The organism is Nocardia sp. NPDC088792 (genome assembly GCF_044750615.1).
Classification (GTDB): Bacteria; Actinomycetota; Actinomycetes; order Mycobacteriales; family Mycobacteriaceae; genus Nocardia.
This window is the reverse complement of the sequence record NZ_JBIVKC010000002.1, coordinates 1,526,871-1,547,200: the sequence shown is the minus strand read 5'-3', so window position 1 is coordinate 1,547,200 and position 20,330 is coordinate 1,526,871. Positions and strand designations below refer to the sequence as shown.

Annotated in this window: 1 protein-coding gene (only partly in view); it reads left to right on the top strand. The window is 69.9% G+C overall.

Annotation, left to right across the window (positions count from 1 at the left end; genetic code table 11):
* On the top strand, positions 1-20,330 hold the 3' end of the coding sequence (locus ACIP5Y_RS16340; RefSeq protein WP_400350908.1) for a non-ribosomal peptide synthase/polyketide synthase. 23,947 nt of this gene lie to the left of the window's left edge; the window shows 20,330 of its 44,277 coding nt (coding positions 23,948-44,277); its start codon lies off the left edge, out of view; the stop codon is at positions 20,328-20,330.

Genomic DNA, 20,330 nt, shown 5'->3' with positions numbered 1-20,330 from the left:
TCCCGCTCAATGCCTCCGGCAAGCTGGACCGTCGGGCCCTGCCCGCGCCGGTGTTCGAGGCCGCGGTGTTCCGCGCCCCGGCCACTCCGGTGGAGCAGATCGTGGCGGGTATCTTCGCCGAGGTCCTCGGCCTGCAGCGGGTCGGCCTGGACGACGACTTCTTCGCTCTGGGCGGTAACTCGCTCATCGCCACCCAGGTGGCGGCGCGGCTGTCCGTCGCGCTGGATGCCCAGCTGGGCGTGCGCGAGATCTTCGAGGCCTCGACCGTGGCGGCTTTGGCCGCGCGCGCGGAAACCCATTCCGGTGCAGGCGCTCGCAAGGCGCTGACCGCGCAGGAGCGCCCGGAGCGGCTGCCGTTGTCGCTGGCGCAGCAGCGGATGTGGTTCCTCAACCGGTTCAATCCCGAATCGGCCGTGGACAATATCCCGGCGGCCGTGCGCCTGTCGGGTCTGGTGGATCGCCAGGCGTTGCAGATCGCCGTCGCCGATGTGCTGGCGCGGCACGAGTCGCTGCGCACCCGATACCCCGAGATCGATGAAGCGCAGGTCTATGGAGCGCACGCGTTCCAGGAGATCGTGCCGACCGGGCAGGTCATTCCGGACCTGACCCCGGTGGAGGTCACCGAAGCCGAACTGCCGCAGGCGGTCCGGGACCTGGTGCTGACCGGCTTCGACGTCACCACCGAGGTGCCGTTCCACGCCCGCCTGTTCGAGGTCAGCCCCACCGAGCACGTGCTCGCGCTGGTGGTGCACCACATCTCGGCCGACGGTTTCTCCATGGGCCCGCTGACCCGCGACATCATGACCGCCTACGGCGCGCGCGTCGACGGCGGCGAACCGGCCTGGCAGCCGCTGAATGTCCAGTACGCCGACTACGCGCTGTGGCAGCGCGAGGTGCTCGGCCGCGAGGACGACGCGGAATCGGTGATCTCCCAGCAGGTCTCCTACTGGCGTGAGGCCCTGCGCGGGTTGCCGGACCAGCTGGACCTGCCGTCGGATCGGCCGCGTCCCGCGGTCGCGTCGGGCCGCGGCGCCACCCACGTCTTCGATATCGATGCCGCCACCCACGCCGCGCTGGCCGAACTGGCCCGCAGCCGCGGGACCACGCTGTTCATGGTCATGCACGGTGCGCTCGCGGTGCTGCTGTCGCGCCTGTCGGGTGAATCCGATATCGCCATCGGCACCCCGGTCGCCGGTCGTGGTGAGCGCGCCCTCGATGACCTGATCGGCATGTTCGTCAACACCCTGGTGCTGCGGACCGAGATCGACGGCAGCGCGGGCTTCGCCGAGCTGCTGAACCAGGTGCGCGGCACCGACATTCAGGCCTTCGGGCACGCCGATCTGCCGTTCGAGCGCCTGGTGGAGATCCTCAATCCGGCTCGTTCGCAGGCCCGGCATCCGCTGTTCCAGGTCATGCTGTCGTTCCAGAACACCGGTATCACCGAACTGGAACTGCCCGGCCTGACCGTCAGCGGCGTGGACCTGCCGATCGATACCGCCAAGTTCGATCTGCAGCTGGTGCTGACCGAGAAGCTGGCCGCGCAGCATGTCGCGGGCAACGGCCAGGGCAGCGCGGCCGGGCTGACCGCCGAACTCGTCTACGCCACCGACCTGTTCGACGCGGACACCATGCGGCTCTTCGCCGCCCGCTTCGACCGCCTGCTGCAAGCCATCGCCGCACAGCCCGACCGGGCCGTTGGCGATATCGACCTGCTCGACGCCACCGAACACGCACAGGTCGTGGACGGCTGGAACAGCACCGCCGCCGATGTGGACGACACCGTCACGCTGGTGGACCTGTTCCAGGCGCAGGCCGCCCGCACGCCGGACGCCACCGCCCTCACCTTCGAGGGAACGGGCCTGACGTACGGCGAGTTCGCCGGACGCGTGCATCGACTGGCGCGCAAGCTCATCGAGGCCGGGGTCGGCCCGGAGAGCCTGGTGGGGCTGGGCATTCGCCGCTCGCTGGACCTCGTGGTCGCCATGTACGCGGTGGTCGAGGCCGGTGGCGCGTACGTGCCGCTGGATCTGGACCAGCCCGCCGACCGCATCGACTACGTGCTGGAGACCGCGCGGCCGGTGGCCGTGCTGACCACCGCGCAGGACGGGTTCACGCACGACAGCGTGCCGGTCATCGTGGTGGACACCGTGGACCTGTCGGGTTACGCCGACACCCCGGTCATCGACGCGGATCGCCTTGCGGCACTGCGGCCTTCGAACACCGCCTACGTCATCTTCACGTCCGGTTCCACGGGCCGCCCGAAGGGTGTCGCGGTCAGCCACGGCGCGATCGTGAACCGCCTGGTGTGGATGCAGGCCGAGTACGGCCTCACCGCCGATGATGTGGTGCTGCAGAAGACTCCGGCCACCTTCGACGTGTCGGTGTGGGAGTTCTTCTGGCCGCTGCAGGTCGGCGCCCGCCTGGTCGTCGCCAAGCCGGACGGTCACCGTGACCCGCTGTACATGGCGGAACTCATTGCGGCCGAGGGCATCACGACGGCGCACTTCGTGCCGTCGATGCTCGCGGTGTTCGTGGCCACGCTCGCGGGCGAGCAAATGGATACAGTCGCCGCGGCGCGCTGCACCAGCCTGCGACTGGTCTTCGCCTCCGGTGAGGCGCTGCCCGGCGGCACCGCGCAGCAGCTGCGGCAGCTGACCGGCGCCGCGCTGCACAACCTGTACGGCCCGACCGAAGCGGCCGTCGACGTCACCTTCCACGAGGTCGTGGATGCCGATGTCGATACCGTGCCGATCGGCCGCCCGGTGTTCAACACCGAGGTGTACGTGCTGGATTCGCGCCTGCACCCGGTCGCCCCGGGTATGGCGGGTGAGCTGTACCTGGCCGGTGTCCAGCTGGCGCGCGGCTACGTGGCGCGGCCGGACCTGAGCTCGGATCGCTTCGTGGCCAACCCGTTCAGCGCGGGCGAGCGCATGTACCGGACGGGTGACCTCGTCACCTGGACTGCCGCCGGTGAGTTGGGGTACCTGGGCCGCACCGACTTCCAGGTGAAGCTGCGTGGTCTGCGTATCGAGCTCGGCGAGATCGAGGCCGCGCTCACCGCGCATGCCGCCGTCTCGCAGGCGGTCGTGGTGCTGCGCTCCGACGCACGCACCGGCGACCAGCTGGTGGCTTACGTGGTGCCGGTGACCGGTGCGGGCATCGCGCCGAACACCGGAGCACTCGGTGCCGACGCGATCGATACCGAAGCGCTGCGCGCGCATCTCGGGGCCCAGTTGCCGTCGTACATGGTTCCGGCTGCCTTCGTGGCGCTGGAGTCCTTCCCGCTCAATGCCAATGGCAAGCTCGATCGCCGCGCGCTGCCCGAGCCGGAGTTCGCCGGCCGCGAATTCCGCACTCCGGCAACGCCGGCCGAACAGATCGTGGCGAGCGTCTTCGCCGAGGTGCTCGGCCTCGAGGACCCGGTCGGCGCGGACGACGACTTCTTCGAGCTGGGCGGCAACTCGCTCATCGCGACCCAGGTCGCCTCGCGCGTCGGCGCGGCGCTCGATACCCGGGTGCCGGTGCGCGCCCTGTTCGACGCGCCGACCGTCGCCGGTCTGGCCGCCCGGGTCGAGGGGCAGGCCGGTACCGGCCGCCGCCGCGAACTGGTGGCCCAGGAACGCCCGGCCGAGATTCCGCTGTCGCTGGCACAGCAGCGTATGTGGTTCCTCAACCGTTTCGACACCGCTTCGGCCGTCAACAACATTCCGCTCGCGGTCCGCCTCACCGGCGAACTCGATGTGGATGCGCTGCTGGCCGCGGTCGGCGATGTGCTGGAGCGCCATGAGGTGCTGCGCACCGCCTACCCGGAGGACTCCGAAGGCCGTGGCGTGCAGGTCATCCTGCCCGCGGCCACCGCGAAGGAGCACCTGGATCTCGCGGCCGTCGAGGTCGGCGAGAGCGAGCTGCGTGAGCGGGTCGCCGAGTTGGTGCTGACCGGCTTCGATGTGACCGTCGCACCGCCGGTGCGCGCGGGCCTGTTCCGCGTGACCGATGCCACGGCGTCCATTGACGGCTCCGCCGTCGTGCCCACGTACGTGCTGGTTTTCGTGGTGCACCACATATCCGGCGACGGCTGGTCGGTGCGCCCGCTGGCCCGCGACGTCATGGTCGCCTACGCCTCCCGGGCGAACGGCGAGGTGCCGGCGTGGGCTCCGCTGCCGGTGCAGTACGCCGACTTCGCGCTGTGGCAGCGCGAGACCCTGGGCTCCGAGGAGGACGCCGGCTCGCTCATCGCGCAGCAGGTGAACTACTGGTCGGCGAACCTGGCCGGGCTGCCCGACCAGATCGACCTGCCCTCGGACCGCCCGCGCCCGGCCGTCGCCTCCAACCGCGGTGACGTGCACGAGTTCTCGATCGACGCCGACCTGCTGTCCGGCCTGAACGCGCTCGCCCGCGAACACGGCGCGAGCCTGTTCATGGTCGTGCACGCGGCCTTCGCGGCCTTGCTGGCGCGCCTGTCCGGCGGCGACGACATCGCCATCGGCACGGCCGTCGCGGGCCGTGGTGAGCAGGTGCTCGACGACGCCATCGGCATGTTCGTCAACACCCTGGTGCTGCGCACGCCGGTGGCCGCGGGGGAGAGCTTCACCGAGCTGCTCGCCCGCACCAAGGACGCCGACCTGGCCGCCTTCGGCCACGCCGATCTGCCGTTCGAGCGCCTGGTGGAGATCCTCAACCCGGCCCGCTCCCAAGCCCGGCATCCGCTGTTCCAGGTGATGCTGTCTTTCCAGAACACCGGTGCGGCCAGCTTCGCGCTGCCCGGCCTGGAAGTGACCGGCGTCCCCCTGGACGTGGTCACCGCCAAGTTCGATCTGCACCTGAACCTGACCGAACGCCCCGACGGTTCGGGCATGGCGGCCGAGTTTGCCTACGCCACCGATATGTTCGACGCCCGGACGGTCACCGCCTTCGCGGATCGCCTGGTGCGCCTGCTGTCGGCCGTGGTCGCCGCGCCGGCCGCGCTGGTCGGCGATGTCGAGCTGCTGGACGAGGCCGAGCGCCGCCAGGTCCTCAAGACCTGGAACGCCACCGAATACGACGTGCGCCGCGTGGTGCTCGGCGGTAAGACCTCCAACGCCGAGGTCACCCTTGCGTCCATGTTCGAAACCCAGGTTGCGCAGACGCCGAACGCGCCCGCCGTCCGGTTCGAGGGGACAGTTCTCTCTTACGCCGAGTTCGCGTCTCGCGTGCACCGGCTGGCCCGTCACCTCATCGCCGAGGGCGTAGGACCGGATTCCTATGTGGCCCTGGGCATGCGACGTTCACTCGACCTGGTGATCGGCATGTACGCCGTGATCACCGTGGGTGGCGCCTACGTGCCGCTGGACCCGGATCACCCGGAGGAGCGCAACCAGTACGTGCTCGACACCGCGCAGCCGGTGGTGGTATTGACCACGGTGCGTGACGGTTTCGAGTCGCACCGCCGCCAGTTGCTCGTCGATGAGCTGGATGTATCCGAGTACTCGGACGCCCCGATCACCGATGCGGACCGCGTCGCCCCGCTGCGCGGCGACAACACCGCGTACGTGATCTTCACGTCCGGTTCCACCGGCCGCCCGAAGGGTGTGGCCGTGAGCCACACCTCGATCGTCAACCGCCTCGTCTGGATGCAGACCGAATACGGCCTGTACACCGACGATGTCGTATTGCAGAAGACCCCGGCCACCTTCGACGTATCGGTATGGGAGTTCTTCTGGCCCTTGCAGATCGGCGCACAGCTGGTCGTGGCCAAGCCCGACGGCCACCGCGATCCGGCCTACCTGGCCGACCTGATCGTGGAAACCGGCGTCACCACCGCACACTTCGTGCCGTCGCTGCTCTCGGTCTTCGTCGCCGAGGAGAAGGCGGCCGAATGCACGACGCTGCTCAATGTCTTCGCCTCCGGTGAGGCGCTGCCCGCGCCCACCGCGCAGAAGCTGCTGGAGCTGACCGGCGCCCGCCTGCACAACCTGTACGGCCCCACCGAAGCCGCCGTCGACGTCACCTACCACGAGGTGGACGGCAGCGACACGGTCTCGGTGCCGATCGGTGCGCCGGTCTTCAATACCCGGATCTACGTGCTGGATTCGCGTCTGCACCCGGTCGCGCCGGGTGTCGCGGGTGAGCTGTATCTGGCCGGCACCCAGCTGGCGCGCGGCTATGTCGCCCGCCCGGAGCTGACCGCCGACCGGTTCGTGGCCGACCCGTTCCAGACCGGTGCGCGTATGTACCGCACCGGTGACCTGGTGAAGTGGATCGGTGCGGGTGAGCTGGAGTACCTGGGCCGCACCGACTTCCAGGTGAAGCTGCGCGGTCTGCGCATCGAGCTCGGCGAGATCGAGGCCGCGCTCACCGCCGTCGCGGGCATCGCCCAGTCGGTGGTCGTGGTCCGCTCCGACGAGCACCTGGGCGATCAGCTGGTCGGCTACGTCATCCCCGACGCCGGGCACGCCGTCGACCTCGAAACCGTGCGCGCCGAACTGCACGACGGGCTGCCGGCCTACATGGTGCCGTCCGCCTTCGTGGTGCTGGATGCCTTCCCGCTCAATGCCTCCGGCAAGCTGGACCGCAAGCGGCTGCCCGCGCCGGTGTTCGAGACCAAGGTCTTCCGGGCCCCGGTCACCCCGATCGAGGAGATCGTGGCGGGCACCTTCTCCGATGTGCTCGGGGTCGGCCGCGTGGGTCTGGACGACGACTTCTTCGAACTGGGCGGCAACTCGCTGCTCGCCACCCAGGTCACCGCGCGACTGGGTGCGGCGCTGGATATCCATCTGGCCGTGCGCGATCTGTTCGAGGCCTCGACCGTCGCGGCGCTGGCCTCGCGGGCCGAGCACCAGACCGGATCGGGTCGCACCCGGCCGCGGCTGACCGCCGGTGAGCGGCCGGAGAACCTGCCGCTCTCCCCGGCGCAGCAGCGGTACTGGTTCCTGAACCAGTTCGACACGAGTACCTCCGCGGTGGACAACATTCCGCTGGCGGTCCGGCTCACCGGTGCGCTCGATCTGCACGCGCTGCGCCTGGCCATCGGTGACGTGATCAACCGCCACGAGTCGCTGCGCACCATCTACCCGCGGTCGGCGGACGGCCCGCACCAGGTGATCCTGCCCGCCTCCAAGGTCGATCTGACGCTGGAGCCGGAGACCATCGCCGAGGCCGAACTGCTCGGCAAGGTCATCGAATTCGCCATGACCACCTTCGACGTCACCGTCGAGGTGCCGCTGGCGGTCAAGGTGTTCCGCATCGGCGACAAGGACACCGTCGAGCACGTGCTCGCCATGACGGTGCACCACGTCTCCGCCGACGGTTCCTCCATGGGCCCGATGGCGCGCGACATCATGGTCGCCTACGCGGCCCGCGCCAATGGTGATGCGCCGCAGTGGGCTCCGCTGCCGGTGCAGTACGCCGACTACGCGCTGTGGCATCGCGAGGTGCTCGGCTCCGAGGACGATCCGGAATCGCTGGCCGCCCAGCAGGTCTCGTACTGGACCCGCGCGCTGGCCGCACTGCCGGATCAGCTGGAGTTGCCCACCGATCGCCCGCGCCCGCCGGCGCAGTCGTTCCACGGCAAGGCGATCACCTTCGATATCGACGCCGAACGGCACGCCAAGCTGCACGAGCTGGCCCGCGCCAATAACGCGTCGCTGTTCATGGTCGTGCACGCCGCGCTCGCGGTGCTGCTGGCCCGGCTGTCCGGTACCACCGATATCGCGGTCGGCACGCCGATCGCGGGTCGTGGCGAGCGCGAACTCGACGATCTGATCGGCATGTTCGTCAACACCCTGGTGTTCCGCACCGAGGTGGACGGGTCCAAGACCTTCGCCGATCTGCTGGCCGAGGTGCGCGAACGCGACCTGGAAGCCTTCGCCAATGCCGAGGTGCCGTTCGAGCGCCTGGTCGAGGTGCTCAACCCGGTCCGCTCCACCGCGCGCAACCCGCTGTTCCAGGTGGGCCTGTCGTTCCAGAACCTGGCCGAGACCGCCTTCGAACTGCCGGGCCTGCACGTGGCCGCGGTGCAGTTCGAGGCACAGCTGGCCAAGACCGACCTGCACGTGACGCTCTACGACCGGTACACCGAGGACGGCGCCCCGGCCGAGATCCTCACCGAATTCGGTTACGCCAGCGATCTGTTCGACGAGGCCACCATCCGCGGCTTCGCCGACCGGTTCGTGCGCACCCTCGATGCCATCCTGGCCGACACCACGGTGCCGGTCGGCGATATCGACCTGCTCGACGCGACCGAGAACGAGCGGATCCTGCAGCGCTGGAACAACACCGCGCACGATCTCGAGGACGTGCGGTCCGGTGCGTCCGAGGCCACGCTGGTCTCGCTGCTCGACGAGGCTGTTGCCGACGACCCGAAGTCGGTGGCCATCGTGGCCGACACCGCGGACGGCGAGACGGTCTCGCTGACCTACGCCGAACTCGACGCCCGCGTGAACCGCTTGGCGCGCGAGCTGATTTCGCGTGGCATCGGCGCGGAGGATCGGGTCGCCCTGGCCCTGCGCCGCTCGGTGGACCTGGTGGTCGCCATGTACGCGGTCGCCAAGTCGGGTGCGGCGTACGTGCCGATCGATCCGGATCAGCCCGCGGAGCGCGTCGGCTACATCCTGGAGACCGCCGCGCCCAAGGTCGTACTGACCACGGCCGCAATCGGTTTCGACGCCGACACGGCCGAGGTGCTGCGGATCGACGAGCTCGAGCTCGCCGGCCACTCGGACAAGCCGATCACGGCCGCCGAGCGGGTGCGCCCGCTGACGTCGGCGAACACCGCGTACATCATCTTCACCTCCGGTTCGACCGGCCGTCCGAAGGGTGTGGCGCTGCCGCACTCGGCGGTGGTCAACCAGTTGCTGTGGAAGGTCACCGAATTCGGCCTCGATCCGGCCGATGCGGTGCTGCTCAAGACCGCCGCCACCTTCGACCTCTCGGTCTGGGAGTTCTGGTCCGCCGTGGCCTGCGGTGGCCGCATGGTCATCGCGGCGCCGGACGGCCACAAGGATCCGGCGTACCTCAACGAGCTCATGGCGCGGGAATGGGTGACCACCCTGCACGTGGTGCCGTCCATGCTCGACGCCCTGCTCGCCGACGGTCTGCCGGATTCGCTGTGGCGCATCCTCGCCATCGGTGAGGCGCTGCCCGGCCCGCTGGCGCAGCGGGTGCTGCGGGAACGTCCGCGCACCGAGCTGTTCAACCTCTACGGCCCGACCGAGGCCGCGGTGTCCATCACCAACCACCGGGTCGGTACCGCCGACGCGGTGTCGGTGTCCATCGGTTCGCCCGAATGGAACAGCCAGGTGTACGTGCTGGATTCGCGCCTGCGGCCGGTGCCGGTGGGTGTCTCCGGTGAGCTGTACCTGGCCGGTGCGCAGCTGGCGCGCGGCTACCACGGCCGACCGGACCTGACCTCGGACCGGTTCGTCGCGAACCCCTTCGGGGACAACGGCACTCGCATGTACCGCACCGGTGACCTCGTCGCCTGGACCGAGCGCGGGGAGCTGGAGTACCGGGGCCGCACCGACTTCCAGGTGAAGATCCGCGGCTTCCGTATCGAGCTCGGCGATATCGAATCGGCGCTGCTGCGACTGGACGCGGTGGCCTCGGCCGCCGTCCTCGCGCACACCGATCCGGTGCTGGGTGACCGCCTGGTCGCCTACGTGGTCCCGGCCATGGGCGAGATCGACAAGCAGCAGTTACAGGCCGCGCTGGCCGCGGAACTGCCGTCGTACATGGTGCCGTCGGTGTTCATGCCGCTGGAGCGGCTGCCGCTCAACGCCAACGGCAAGCTGGACCGCAAGGCCTTGCCGCAGCCCACCTTCGAGAAGGCGGTCTTCCGCGCGCCCGTCACCCCGATCGAGCAGATCGTGGCCGGCGTGTTCGCGGACGTGCTGCGCGTCGAGACCGGCCGCATCGGCCTCGACGACGACTTCTTCGCCTGGGGCGGCAACTCGCTGCTCGCCACCCAGGTGGCCGCGCGCCTCGGTGAGGCCCTCGACACCCGGGTGCCGGTGCGCCTGCTGTTCGAGGTGTCCACCGTGGCCGCGCTCGCCGCCCGCGTGGAACGCGACGCGCACTCCGGCGGGCGCAAGGCGCTCGTCGCCGCACCGCGACCGGACCGGGTGCCGCTGTCGCTGGCGCAGCAGCGGATGTGGTTCCTCAACCGCTTCGACACCGATTCGGCCGCCTACAACGTGCCCGTCGCGGTGCGCCTGTCCGGCGCGCTCGATGTGGACGCGCTGCGCGCCGCCATCACCGATGTCGTTGCGCGCCATGAGATCCTGCGCACCGTCTACCCGCAGACCGATAGCGGCCCGGTGCAGGTCATCCTGCCGCCGGCGCAGGCCGTGCCCGAGCTCGAGGTGCTGTCCGTGGCCGTCGACGAGGTCGCGGGCGCGGTGCTGGGACTCGTCTCCACCGCATTCGACGTCACCACCCAGGTGCCGCTGAAGGTCGGCCTGTTCAAGATCGAAAGCCCCGCAACCGCTTCCGATGCGGCCGCGACCGTGTCCGAAGCGGCTGCGACCACGTCCGGCCAGGGCGATGCCACACCGGCGGCCAACTACGGTCCGCGGAAGCCTGCGGCTTCGGTGTACGCGGAGGCGTACACCTTCGCGGCCGCCGACGCGGCCGACACCGGCTACTTCCCGGTGGTCGGAGCGGACGGACAGGTTCCGGGCTTCGAGCCCGAGGCCCCCGTCGCCGAAACGGCCGCCGCGACCGAAACCGCCGCTCCGGCAGACGAATACGTGCTGGCGCTGGTCATCCACCACATCTCCGGTGACGGCTCCTCGGTGGCGCCGCTGACCCGCGACATCATGACCGCCTACGCGGCCCGTTCCATCCGGCAGAAGCCGGGCTGGACGCCGCTGGCGGTGCAGTACGCCGACTACGCCATCTGGCAGCGCGAACTGCTCGGCAGCGAGGACGATCCGGAATCGCTGTCCGCCAAGCAGGTCGCCTACTGGAAGCAGGAACTGGCCGATCTGCCCGATCAGCTGGACCTGCCCGCGGATCGCCCGCGGCCCGCGACGCCGTCCTTCCGGGGTAGCAAGGTCGAGGTCCGCGTCGACGGCGAACTGCACCGGGCGCTGGTCGCGCTGGCCCGCGCCGAGGGCGCGACGCTGTTCATGGTCGTGCACACCGCGCTCGCGGTGCTGCTCGCCCGCCTGTCCGCCACCGACGACATCGCCATCGGCACCCCGATGGCGGGCCGCGGCGAGGCCGTCCTCGACGACCTCATCGGCATGTTCGTGAACACGCTGGTATTCCGCAGCCGGGTGAACACCGCCGAGGCGTTCACCGAACTGCTGGCCCGCCAGCGCGAGACCGACATCCAGGCCTTCGCCAATGCGGACGTGCCGTTCGAGCGCCTCGTCGAGGTGCTCAACCCGGTCCGTTCCACCGCGCGGCATCCGCTGTTCCAGGTGGGCCTGTCCTTCCAGAACCTGGGTCTCACCAGCCTGGAACTGCCGGGCCTGACCGTGTCCGGGGTGGACTCCGAGCAGACCACGGCACAGTTCGACCTGAACCTGATCGTCACCGACACCTACGACACGGACGGCACCCCGAACGGCATTGTCGGCAGCCTGGTCTACGCGACCGATCTGTTCGACGAGTCCACGGTGCTCGGCTTCGCCGAACGCCTGCATCGCGTGCTGGCGGCGGTGGCGACGCAGCCGCAGCGGCCGGTCGGTGAGATCGAGCTGCTCGATACGGTCGAGCGTTCGCGGATGCTGGTGGACTGGAACCGGACTCGGCACGAGATCGCGCCGGAACTGCTGCTCGACGGTTACCGCCGGGCCGTGGCCGCGCACCCGGATCAGGTCGCGGTGGTCTACGAGGGCCGGCAGCTGACCTACGCCGAGTTCGATCAGCGGGTCAACCAGCTTGCCCGCCTGCTCATCTCGCAGGGCGTCGGCGCGGAGTCCCTGGTGGGCCTCGCGATTCGCCGCTCGCTGGACCTGGTCGTCGGCATGTACGCGATCGTCACCGCCGGTGGCGCGTGGGTGCCGCTGGATCCGGATCACCCGGCCGAGCGCATCGCCCACATCCTCGATACGGCCCAGCCCGCCTGCGTGCTGACCACCACCGTGGATGCGGTCGAGGTGCCCGAGGGCATTCAGGTGCTGCACCTGGATACCGCTGCGCTGGACGAGTTCTCGGCCGAGCCGGTCACGGCCGCCGAGCTGTCCGGCCCGGTGCGCCCGGAGAACCCGGCCTACGTGATCTTCACGTCCGGTTCGACCGGCCGCCCGAAGGGCGTGGCGATCAGCCACGGCGCCATCCACAACCAGACCACCTGGATGCTGGCCGAGTACCCGATGGGCCCGGAGGACGTCTACTTCCAGAAGACGGCCACCACCTTCGACGTGTCGCTGTGGGGCTACTTCATGCCGCTGCGCAGTGGCTCGACCCTGGTGGTCGCCACGCACGACGGTCACCGCGATACCGACTACATCGCCGAAACCATTGCGGCGCAGGGCGTGACGGTCACCGACTTCGTGCCGTCCATGCTCACCGTGTTCGCGGCGCACACCGCGGCGGGCAGCATGCCCACCCTGCGCGATGTGTTCGTCATCGGTGAGGCGCTGCCGCCGGAGACGGTGAACTCGGTGCTCGCGCTGGGCTCGGGCATCAAGGTGCACAACCTGTACGGCCCGACCGAGGCCGCGGTGTCCATCACCTACTGGCCGTCCGAAGGCCACGACACCCGCACCGTCCCGATCGGCCTGCCGCAGTGGAACTCGCAGGTCTACGTGCTGGATTCGCGGCTGCGGCCGGTCCCGGCGGGTGTGCCGGGCGAGCTGTACCTGGCCGGTGACCAGCTGGCGCGCGGCTACGTGCGCCGGCCGGACCTGACCTCGGATCGGTTCGTGGCCAACCCGTTCGCACCAGGTGCGCGCATGTACCGCACCGGTGACCTGGTGGTGTGGCGCGATGCGCCGCAGCGCCTGGAGTACATCGGGCGCACCGACTTCCAGGTGAAGTTCCGTGGTCAGCGCATCGAGCTCGGCGAGATCGAGACCGCGCTGCTGGCCCAGCCCGCCGTCAGCCAGGCGGTCGCGCTGGTGCTGCCGACCTCGCTCGGTGATCAGCTGGTCGCCTACGCGGTGCCCGCGCCGGGTTACGGCATCGACCAGGAGCAGCTGCTGGAAGCGGCGGCGGAAACGCTGCCCGCCTACATGGTTCCGGCCACGGTCGTCGCGCTGGATGCCTTCCCGCTGAACACCAGCGGCAAGCTGGACCGCAAGGCGTTGCCGGAACCGATCTTCGCGACTCGCGAATTCCGCGCTCCCGAAACCGAAGTCGAGATCGCCATCGCGGGCGTCTTCGTCGATGTCCTCGGTGTCGAACGAATCGGCGCGGACGACGACTTCTTCGCGCTCGGCGGTAACTCGCTGCTGGCCACCCAGGTCGCGGCGCGCCTCGGCGCGGCGCTCGACACCCGGGTGCCGGTGCGCACCCTGTTCGAGGTCTCCACCGTCGCCGGACTGGCCGCCACCCTCGCGCCGGAAGCCGGTGCGGGCGGCCGTCAGCCGCTGGTCGCGCAGCAGCGGCCGGAGCAGCTGCCGCTGTCGCTCGCACAGCAGCGCATGTGGTTCCTCAACCAGTTCGACATCGCCTCGGCCGCGTACAACGTGCCCGTCGCGGTCCGCCTCACCGGCGAACTGGATGTGACCGCGCTGCAGCAGGCCGTGCTCGACGTGGTCTCGCGCCACGAGACCCTGCGCACGGTCTACCCGCAGCGCGACGGCGCGGCCATTCAGGTGATCGTGCCCGCGGAGCAGGCGGCGCCCGATCTGACTCCGGTCCCGATCGAGGCCGCCGAGCTCGAGCACCGGGTGACCGCACTGGTCACCGCCGGCTTCGACGTCACCGCCGAGGTGCCGTTGCGGGCCACGCTGTTCCGGGTCGTGGATGCCGAGAAGGCCGAGTACGTGCTGGTTTTCGTGGCTCACCACATCAGCGCCGACGGCTGGTCCATGGGCCCGCTCACCCGGGACGTCATGATCGCCTACGCCGCGCGGGCCAATGGCTCCGCGCCGGCGTGGGAGCCGCTGCCGGTGCAGTACGCGGATTACGCGCTGTGGCAGCGCGAGATCCTCGGCGCCGAGGACGATCCGGTCAGCCTGATCTCCGCGCAGGCCGACTACTGGCGGACCGCGCTGGCGGACCTGCCGGACGAACTGAACCTGCCGTCCGATCGGCCGCGCCCGACCATGCAGTCCTTCGTGGGCGGCAAGGTGCTCTTCCCGATCGATGCCACCCTGCATCGCGGGCTGCAGCGGATCGCGCGCGAACAGGGCGCGACCATGTTCATGGTCGTGCACGCCGCGCTCGCGATCTTCCTGGCGCGCCTGTCCGGCACCGACGACATCGCCATCGGCGCCCCCATCGCGGGGCGTGGCGAGGCCGAACTCGACGGCCTGATCGGCATGTTCGTCAATACGCTGGCGCTGCGCACCAAGGTGGACGGACAGCAGACCTTCCAGGAACTGCTGGCCCAGGCCAAGGATGCGGACCTGCAGGCGTTCGCGCACGCGGACATTCCGTTCGAGCGGCTCGTCGAGCTGCTCGCGCCCGAACGGTCCACGTCGCGGCACCCGCTGTTCCAGGTGGCGCTGTCCTTCCAGAACCTGCCCGGCGGCAACTTCGAACTGCCCGAACTGAGCGTGGCCGCCGTCGACTTCGACGTGGAGGTCGCCAAGTTCGACCTCATGCTGACCATTCAGGAAGCAGAGGCCGAGGCGAACGCGGGCATGTACGCCGAGTTCGGTTACGCCCGTGACCTGTTCGACGAATCCACCATCCAGGTGTTCGCCGAGCGGTTCGTGCGACTGCTGGGCGAGATCGTCGCGATGCCGCGCAAGGCGGTCGGCGATCTGGAGATCCTGGATGCCGCCGAGCGCGCCGACCTCATCGCGCGCCGCGGCGGACCCGCCATCACGCCGCGCGTGCTGCCGGACCTGCTCGCCGAGGCCGTGGCCAACAACGCGCTCGGCGAGGCCGTTGCCCTCGACGGTCAGGCCCTCGGTTACGCCGAGCTCGACGCCGCCTCCTCGCGCCTGGCGCGAGTGCTCATCGAACGCGGTGCGGGACCGGAAACCCGTGTCGCCGTGGCCATCCGGCGCTCGTTCGAATCGGTGCTGGCCATCTGGGCCGTCGCCAAGTCGGGTGCGGCCTTCGTTCCGGTCGATCCGTCCTACCCGGCGGACCGCATCGCGCACATGGTCGACGACTCCGGCTCGGTGCTCGGCCTCACGGTGAACGCCGAGCTCGACGGGCTGCCGCCGGTCAAGAGCCTGGCGGGCTGGATCTCGCTCGACGATGTGGTGGTGCAGGCCGAAATCGGTTCGCACTCCGCGGAACCGGTGACCGATACCGAACGCTGGGCCCCGGTCCGGCCGGAACACGTGGCGTACGTGATCTACACGTCCGGCACCACCGGCATGCCGAAGGGCGTCGAGGTGACGCACGCCGGTCTGGCCAACTTCAGCACCGAGCAGATCGTGCGCTACAACCTCGACTCCGGTTCGCGCGCACTGCACTTCGCGTCGCCGTCGTTCGACGCGTCGGTGCTGGAGTACCTGCTCGCGCTCGGCGCGGGCGGCACTCTGGTGATCGTGCCGCCGGGCGTCTACGGCGGCGAGGAACTGGCGCGGATCATCCAGGACGAGCGGGCCACGCACGCGTTCATCACGCCCGCGGCGCTCGCCACCCTGGATCCGAAGGGCCTGGATTCGCTGCGGGTGCTGGTCGCCGGTGGTGAAGCCGTACCGGCCGATCTGGTCGAGAAGTGGGCGATTCCGCTGGCGGACCGCACCACTCGCGCCTTCCACAATGGTTACGGCCCGACCGAGACCACCATCATGACCAACATCAGCGACGCGCTGGTGCCCGGTGATCTGGTGACCATCGGCGGACCGGTGCGCGGCATGCAGTCGCTCATCCTGGATGCGCGACTGCGGCCGGTACCCGTGGGTGTGGCGGGCGAGCTGTACCTGTCCGGGATCCAGCTCTCCCGCGGTTATCACGACCGGCCCGGCCTGAGCGCCGAGCGGTTCGTGGCCAACCCGTACGTCGACGGCGAGCGCATGTACCGCACCGGTGACGTGGTCCGCTGGACCCCCACCGGCGAGGTGGAATACGTGGGCCGCAACGACTTCCAGGTCAAGGTGCGCGGTTTCCGTATCGAACTCGGTGAGATCGACGCGGCGCTGGCCTCGTACGAGACGGTGGACTTCGCGGTTACCGTGGGTCACAAGACCGAGGCAGGGGCGACCATCCTGGCGTCGTACGTGCTCCCGGTGGCCGGTCGCTCCATCGACATCGCCGCTGTGACAGAGCATGTCGCCGGACGACTGCCGGAATACATGGTGCCGACCGCCATTACGGTCTTGGACGCCATTCCGCTCACCCCGGTCGGCAAGCTGGACCGGCGGGCGCTGCCCGAACCGGTGTTCACCGCACGCGATTTCCGCGCGCCGGTGACCGAGATCGAGGCGACCCTCGCCGAGGTGTTCGCCGACGTGCTCGGCCTCGACAAGGTCGGCGCGGACGACTCGTTCTTCTCCCTCGGCGGCGACTCCATCCTGTCCATCCAGCTGGTGTCCCGCGCCAAGGCGCGCGGCATCGTGTTCAGCCCGCGCGACGTGTTCGAACGCCGCACCGTGGCCGGACTCGCCGAAGTCGCGGCGCTGGGCGGGGATTCGCGTGCCGAGAAGCTGGCCGAACTGCCCGGCGGCGGCGTGGGCGACATCCCGCTGACGCCGATCATGCACGCCATCCTGGGCAGCGGCTCGTCCTACGAGCGGTTCTCGCAGACCATGGCGCTGCGCCTGCCCGACGGCATCGACCGGGCCGCCCTGGTCGGCGCCATCGGCGCGGTCTACGACCACCACGATGTGCTGCGGTCGCGCCTGCGCGGCAACGCTTCCGAGGGCTTCGTCTTCGAAGCGCTCGAACGCGGGGCCGTGGACGTGGACGCGCTGGTGCACCGGGTCGAACTGCCGGGCGATATCTCCGAGGAGGAGCTGTCCCGTATCGGCAGCATCGAATTCGATGCCGCCCTGGGCCGTTTGGATCCGGCGAACGCCGCCATGGTGGAGTTCGTCTGGTTCGCCTTCGACGGGACCCGGCGCGATGTGCTGCTCATTGTGGCGCACCACATGGTCGTGGACGGCGTCTCCTGGCGCATCCTCATTCCGGACCTGGGCCTGGCCTGGTCGCAGCTGGCCTTCGGGCAGCCGCTCGCGCTGCCCGAGACCGGCACGTCCATGCGGCGCTGGGCGCACGCCCTCGTCGAACAGGCGAGCTCGCCGGAACGCGTTGCGGAACTGCCGTTCTGGCAGCAGGTGACCACCACGCCGGATCCGCTGCTCGGCGCCCGGGCCTTCGATCCGAAGATCGACACCTTCGCCACCGTCGACCGGGTCGAGGTCTCGCTGCCCGCCGACGTGACCGAAGCCGTGCTGACCAGGATTCCGGCGCTCTACCGCGGCGGCGTCAACGACGGTCTGCTGGCGGCGCTCGCCCTGGCGGTCGCGCGCTGGCGCGGCGAGACCATCGGCTCCGCCGCGCTGGTCAAGCTCGAGGGCCACGGCCGTGAAGAGGAAATCGTGCCGGGCGCGGATCTCTCGCGCACGGTCGGCTGGTTCACCGCCGCCTTCCCGGTGCGGGTGGATCTGGAAGGGGCCGATCTGGCCGATGCCTTCGACGGCGGAAAGTCGCTGGGGGACATCGTCAAATCGGTGAAGGAGCAGCTGCTCGCCGTGCCCGACAAGGGCCTCGGCTACGGTCTGCTGCGCTACCTGAACCCGGAAACCGCCACGCAGCTGGGCGACGCGGGCCAGATCAGCTTCAACTACCTGGGCCGCGTCTCCGCGGGCGAGGTGCCGGAGCATCTGGCCGAGATCGGCTGGACCCCGGCCGACGACCTGGGCCGCCTGGATGCCGAGATGGACGCGGACATGCCCGCGAACGCCGTCCTCGACATCAATGCCATCGCCACCGACGGCGAGGACGGCCCGCAACTGGGCGCGGCCTTCGCCTTCCCGACCGGCCTGCTGGAACGGGAACGGGTGCAGGAGTTCGCGGACCTGTTCGTGGCCGCGCTCACCGCGCTGGCCCGGCACGCCCAGCGGACCGATGCGGGCGGCTTCACGCCGTCGGATATGGCGCTGGTCAAGGTCACCCAGCCGGATCTGGATGGGTGGGAACGGGCCTACCCGGCCATGACCGAGGTGTGGCCGCTGTCGCCGCTGCAGTCCGGTCTGCTGTTCCACGCGCTGCTCACCCAGAACACGGTGGACGTCTACACCATTCAGGCCGTGCTCGACCTGAGCGGTGTGGTGGACGCCGAGCGGCTGCACGGGGCCGCGCAGGCCATCGTGGACCGGTACCCGAGCCTGCGGACCGCGTTCGTCACCGACTCCGACGGGCAGGCCCACCAGGTCGTGCTCGACAAGGTCGAAGCCCCGTGGCGGGTCGTCGATCTCACGGATCTGCCGGAGGCCGAACGCAATCCGCGCATGCGGGAACTGGTCGACGAGGATCGGGCGAACCACTTCGATCTCGCGGTCGCGCCGCTCATGCGGTTCAACCTGTTCCGTACCGCCGAGGACAAGTGGCATCTGGTCATCACCACTCACCACATCCTGGTGGACGGCTGGTCCATGCCGCTGCTCATGCGGGATCTGCTGGTGCTGTACGCGGTCCGCGGCGATATGTCCGCGCTGCCGCGCGTCGTCTCCTACCGGAACTACCTGGCCTGGCTGGCCGGGCAGAACCGGGCCGAGTCGCTGCGGGCCTGGACCCGCGCGCTGGCCGGCGTCAACGAGCCGACCCAGCTCGCACCCGCGCCGCGGCACGACGAGCAGTACGGAATCGGCCGCTACTCACTGGAGATCGACGCCGAGCGCACCCGCCGGCTGACCAAGCGGGCCCAGGAGCTCGGGGTCACGGTGAACACGCTCATGCAGACCGCGTGGGCCATCCTCATCGGACGGCTCACCGGCCGCACCGATGTGGTGTTCGGCGCCACCGTCTCCGGCCGCCCGGCGGACCTGCCCGGCGTGGAATCCATGGTGGGCCTGTTCATCAACACGGTGCCGGTGCGCATCCAGGTCGACGACCGCTCCACCATCGAGGGGCTGCTCGGCAAGGTGCAGGGTGAGCAGGCCGACCTGCTCGACCACCACTACATCGGGCTCACCGAGATCCAGCAGTTGGTCGGCGCCGCAGCCGAATTCGACACCCTGGTGGTGTTCGAGTCGTACCCGGTGGACAAGGACGCCATCGCGGCGGCCAGCTCCATCGACGGCATGGGCGTGACCGGCGTCGGCATCAACGACGACACCCACTACCCGATGACGCTGGTGGTCATGGCCAACGAGACCATCGAGGTCTCCATGCGCTACCTGGACTCCCGCTTCACCGCCGACGAGGTGGTCACCCTCGCCGCGCGCCTGAACCGGGTGCTGGACGCGCTGCTCGGCGAACCCACCCGCACGGTCGGCGACATCGACATCCTCGATGAGACCGAACGCGCCCGCATCCTCGCCGAATCCGCGGTCACCACAGTGGATTCCGCCGCGGACGCGGCCCGCCTGGGCAGCCGCACCATGGCCAATGTGCTGGCCGAAGTGGTCGAGGAGGACCCGCAGGCCCCCGCCCTGCTGGCCGACGGCGAGGAACTGGCCTACCACGTCCTGGACCGCCGCAGCTCCCAGCTGGCACGGTTGCTCATCGACCGCGGTGCGGGCCCCGGCGACATCGTCGCCGTCGCCCTGCCGCATTCGGTGGACTCGGTCGTGGCGGTGTGGGCCATCCACAAGGCGGGCGCCGCGGCGCTCTACGCCGAGTGCCTGTCCTTCGGTGAAATCCTGGCCGCCGGAGCCAATTTCGGCATCGCCAAGGAACCCGCCGCCAGCTCCGTCCGCTGGCTCGTCCCCTCGGACCCCAAGGTCCGAGCGGACCTGGCCGCGCGCCCGGCCCACCCGGTCACCTACGCCGACCGCCTGCGCCCCCTGACCGAGGCCGACCCGGCCTTCGTCTACCGCGTCGCCGCCGGCACCTGGGCCACCCTCACCCAGGTCGAAGCCCTCGACCGCGCGAACGACCTGCGCACGGCCAACGACATCGACTACGAATCCACCACCTACACCACGGCTTCCACCGGCTCGGCGGCCGTGAACGAGTTCCTCGCCGTCACCACCGCCGGCGCCCTCTCGGTCCTTCCGACCGATGATGTCGCCGAGGATCTGGCGGGTGGGGAAGTGACGCACTGGTTCGCCGCACCCGGCGAATCCACGGACGCCGCAGAGGATGTCCGGGTCGTCAATGGTGAGTAG